This window comes from Deltaproteobacteria bacterium CG11_big_fil_rev_8_21_14_0_20_49_13 (assembly GCA_002796305.1).
Classification (GTDB): Bacteria; UBA10199; UBA10199.
Genome location: PCWZ01000037.1, coordinates 2067 through 5930 on the forward strand (window position 1 = coordinate 2067; position 3864 = coordinate 5930).

Annotated in this window: 3 protein-coding genes; 1 reads left to right on the plus strand and 2 read right to left on the minus strand. The window is 50.7% G+C overall.

Features of this window, described 5'->3' with window-relative positions; all coding sequences use genetic code 11:
• Positions 1-1391 (minus strand): methylenetetrahydrofolate--tRNA-(uracil(54)-C(5))-methyltransferase (FADH(2)-oxidizing) TrmFO (locus COV46_03135; protein PIR17690.1); only part of this gene is annotated, 1391 nt, incomplete at its 3' end.
• Positions 1388-2455, minus strand: coding sequence for a branched chain amino acid aminotransferase (locus tag COV46_03140; protein PIR17685.1), 1068 nt, complete (start codon positions 2453-2455; stop codon positions 1388-1390). The genes COV46_03135 and COV46_03140, both read right to left, overlap by 4 nt.
• A gap of 129 nt (positions 2456-2584) precedes the next feature.
• Here COV46_03140 and COV46_03145 point away from each other — a divergent pair, with 129 nt between their 5' ends.
• Entirely contained in the window at positions 2585-3769 is a 1185-nt protein-coding gene (locus COV46_03145; protein ID PIR17686.1) for an MFS transporter, read from the plus strand.
• The last annotated feature ends 95 nt before the right edge of the window (positions 3770-3864 follow it).

The following is a 3864-nucleotide window of genomic DNA, read 5'->3' on the forward strand; positions in this document are numbered from 1 at the left end:
TGATGGAGCCATGTTTGGAAATCGGAACGTGCGCGGGCAAGTAAAAGCTTTTTACGCCCGGCCTTTCGAGGGCCCTTGCTTGTTGAGGGGTGGGCCTCAAGCGGCGGAAATATTCCCCAGATGCAGTTCATTGGGATGTAATGCTTCGGGTCGGAGTTTATGATGTGATTGATAAGAGCGCCAATGGCGGTGGTCGGTGGAATAAGTGGGTGAGCGCATGAGCATGCCTTGAGCGAAGTCCCGAGCTTGTCGAGGGAGGAAGTCGAAGGGTGCGTAAGTGCGCAAGTTGAGCCGATGTATAGACCAATGGCTGCGGATTCCAAATATCCTTCAACCCCGGTTATCTGGCCGGCAAGGAATATCCCCGGATGGTCCTTAAGTTCAAGCCCTTCATTGAGAAACGTCGGCCCGTTGATATAGGTGTTCCTGTGCATCGAACCGTAGCGCGCGAACTTTGCCTCTTTCAGACCCGGGATAAGCCTCAATACCCTATCCTGTTCCTTGTATGTCATTCGCGTCTGAAATCCGACCATATTGAATAGCGTTGCATGAAGATCGTCTTGCCTTAACTGAACTATGGCATATGGCCTTCTTCCCGTGCGAGGGTCGGCAAAGCCCATCGGCTTCATCGGACCGTGACGAAGCGCATCTTTGTGACGCTCCGCCATCACCTCGACCGGCATACAACCTTCAAAGCACTTGATATCGTCGAGCCCATGCGCCATGATCTTTTCCGCCTTCAAAAGTTCATCAATGAACAGGTCATACTCTTCTTTCGTAAAAGGACAGTTGAGATAATCGCCATCTTCATTAGTCCCAACGTCGTATCGGCTTCCCCTAAAGGCGACGTTCATATCTAGAGAATCGGCTTCGATTATGGGGGCAATGGCATCGTAGAAATAAAGTGCGTGAGTGCGTGAGTGCGTAAGTGCGTAAGTCGAAGAAAATAATGAAGCGATAGATTCGGCAAGAGCTGGTGAGGTTAAGGGGCCGGTGGCTATGATCGTCGCTTGTGACTCGTAACTCGCAACCTGTTTAACCTCTTCGCGGACTATCTCAATGTTCGGGTGAGATGATATCTTTTCGGTAATATATCCGGAAAATCCATCGCGGTCTACGGCCAGCGCCTTGCCGGCAGGGACCCGCGTGGCATCGGCGGCTTCCATGACAATGGATCCGAGCGCACGCATCTCTTCCTTCAACAGCGCGGTTGCGTGCCCTTCTTCATCGGATTTTAAAGAATTGCTGCAGACAAGCTCGGCAAAATTCTCTGACCTGTGCGCGGGGGAGAACCATTTTGGTCTTGCCTCATGAAGCCTCACCTTCAGCCCTTTTTTGGCCGAGGCCCAGGCCGCTTCGCATCCAGCAAGACCCGCTCCAATTATTTTTATAGGACTGTCATCCAATTGAATATGTCTTCCCTCTCTCCGTAATGGATGCCCGTAATGTGGTCGTAAAGCGTTGAAGAATATTTGCCAGGGGTGGCGCCGTCGCCGACCGTGAACGTCTTTCCCTTATAGCCGAGTGTTCCGACAGGACTGATCACACACGCGGTGCCCGTTCCAAAGACTTCGTTCACCCTTCCCGACTGGAGGCCTTCGATTATTTCTCTTATCGAAACCTCACGTTCCTGAACTTTAAGCCCCTGATGTTTTGCAAGTTCTATCACGGAACTTCTTGTGATGCCGGGAAGAATGGAACCGTCAAGTTCCGGTGTAACAAGGGCGTTATCTATGACAAAGAAGATGTTCATGGAGCCGACCTCTTCAACATCGCTCCTTGTTTCGGCGTCCAGCCAGAGCACCTGATCAAACCCTCTTTTTGCGGCTTCCATCCCGGCCTTTAAAGACGACGCGTAATTTCCGCCGGTCTTTGCAAATCCCATTCCGCCGCGGGAGGCCCTGACATAGGTATCTTCCACCATTATCTTTGAGACCTTGCTGCCGGAACTGAAATAAGGCCCTACGGGTGAGAGAATGACGAAGAATATATAGTTGTCGGATGCCCTCACCTTAATGATGGGATCGACCCCTATCATAGCCGGTCTTATATATAATGATGTATCTTTTTTGTTAGGGACCCAGTCGCGTTCGAGCTTTATCAGTTCGCAAAGAGAGCTAAAGACGAATTTTGTGTCGATCGCCGGCATGCAAAGCCTCTCGCCGGAGGCGTTCATTCTCTCAAGATTTTCCATCGGACGGAACATGGCTATGTTCCCGCCTTTATAATGGAACACCTTCATCCCTTCGAATATTTCCTGCGCGTAGTGAAAAACCATCGTGGCGGGTGAAAGAGAGAAGTTGTGGAACTCTTCTATGCGCGGGCTATGCCATCCCCGACCCCTGGAATATTCCATCACGAACATTCTGTCGGTAAAGGTCTCGCCGAACCTCAGATTATCGAAATTCTTTTTCTTCAGGTTTGCCGCAGGCACATCTTTGATTGTAAGCTCCATATTACCCTCCGTGTCATCCACGCTGAAGCGGGGATACGGTGTGAACAAACGAGATCCCCGTTTTCAGGGGGGATGACAAGAACTTTCTGCTTGCCAATTCGTAGAACTATTGCATATAGAATGTCAACCATGAAAAAAGTTTTAGGTCTCGCCAAACCCGTGTTCGTCCTCGGTATCGTGAGTCTCCTTACCGATCTCTCTTCGGAGATGATATATCCTATCTTGCCGCTCTTTCTTGCGAACACCATAGGAGCAAGCGCCGCATTTATCGGTCTTGTTGAAGGCATAGCAGAGAGTACGGCTAGCCTTCTTAGGGTATTTTCCGGATGGATCTCGGACAGATTCAACAGAAGAAAAGAGCTTCTAGTTGCCGGATACGGCCTTTCGTCGATTGTCAAGCCGTTTTTAGCGCTTGCTATCACCGGCTGGAACGTTCTGGGACTTCGGTTCCTTGACAGGCTCGGAAAAGGCGTAAGAGGCGCCCCTCGCGACGCCATGATAGCAGATGTAACGGAAGCCAATGAACGCGGAAAGGCCTTTGGATACCACAGGGCAATGGACACCGTAGGCGCCATCTTGGGCCCGGGGGTCACGTTCATACTCCTTGCCATTTTCAGCGACTCCTACAGGACGATATTCCTCTTCTCCGCGATTCCGGCATTCTTGGCCGTGGCGGTCATTATCTTTGCGGTGAAAGAAAACAGGACATCAGAACCCCGGAGTTTTACGAACGGATCAAAGGCGTCGCTCTCCTTCAAAGGGCTGTCGAGTCCTTTCATACTGCTACTTGTCATCATCGGGATCTTTACCATAGGCAACTCGAGCGACGCATTCCTTTTATTACGCGCGCAAAACGTAGGCGTAACGACCATGCACGTGCCGCTTGTCTGGCTCTTCTTCAATCTCGTATACACTCTGGTGGCCATTCCCGCAGGCAAATGGTCGGACAAGGTGGGAAGAAGAAGAGTTATACTGACGGGTTTTGGAATATACGCACTCAGCTACTTGGGTTTTGCGTTCGCTAGCATGTGGTGGCACATATGGTTTCTCTTCGGGATATACGGCTGTTACTACGGCATGACGGAAGGTGTCATTCGCGCATATATCGCGGATGTGGTTCCGGCGTCTAACAGGGCCACTTCTTACGGGGTATATAGTTTTGTGACCGGCATACTCCTGTTCCCGGCAAATTTGCTGACCGGCCTAATATGGAAATATGCGGGGCCTTCGGCCGCCTTTTCTCTAGGTGCGGCGCTGGCCCTGATATCAGCGGTATCTTTCTATATTTTCAGTCAAAGACTTGGGAATAAATAGAGGGCACCTCTATAAACCCATTGTTATGTCATTGCGAGGAGCGTCCAGCGACGAAGCAATCTCCATAAATCAAGTGTTTATGGGGGATTGCCGCG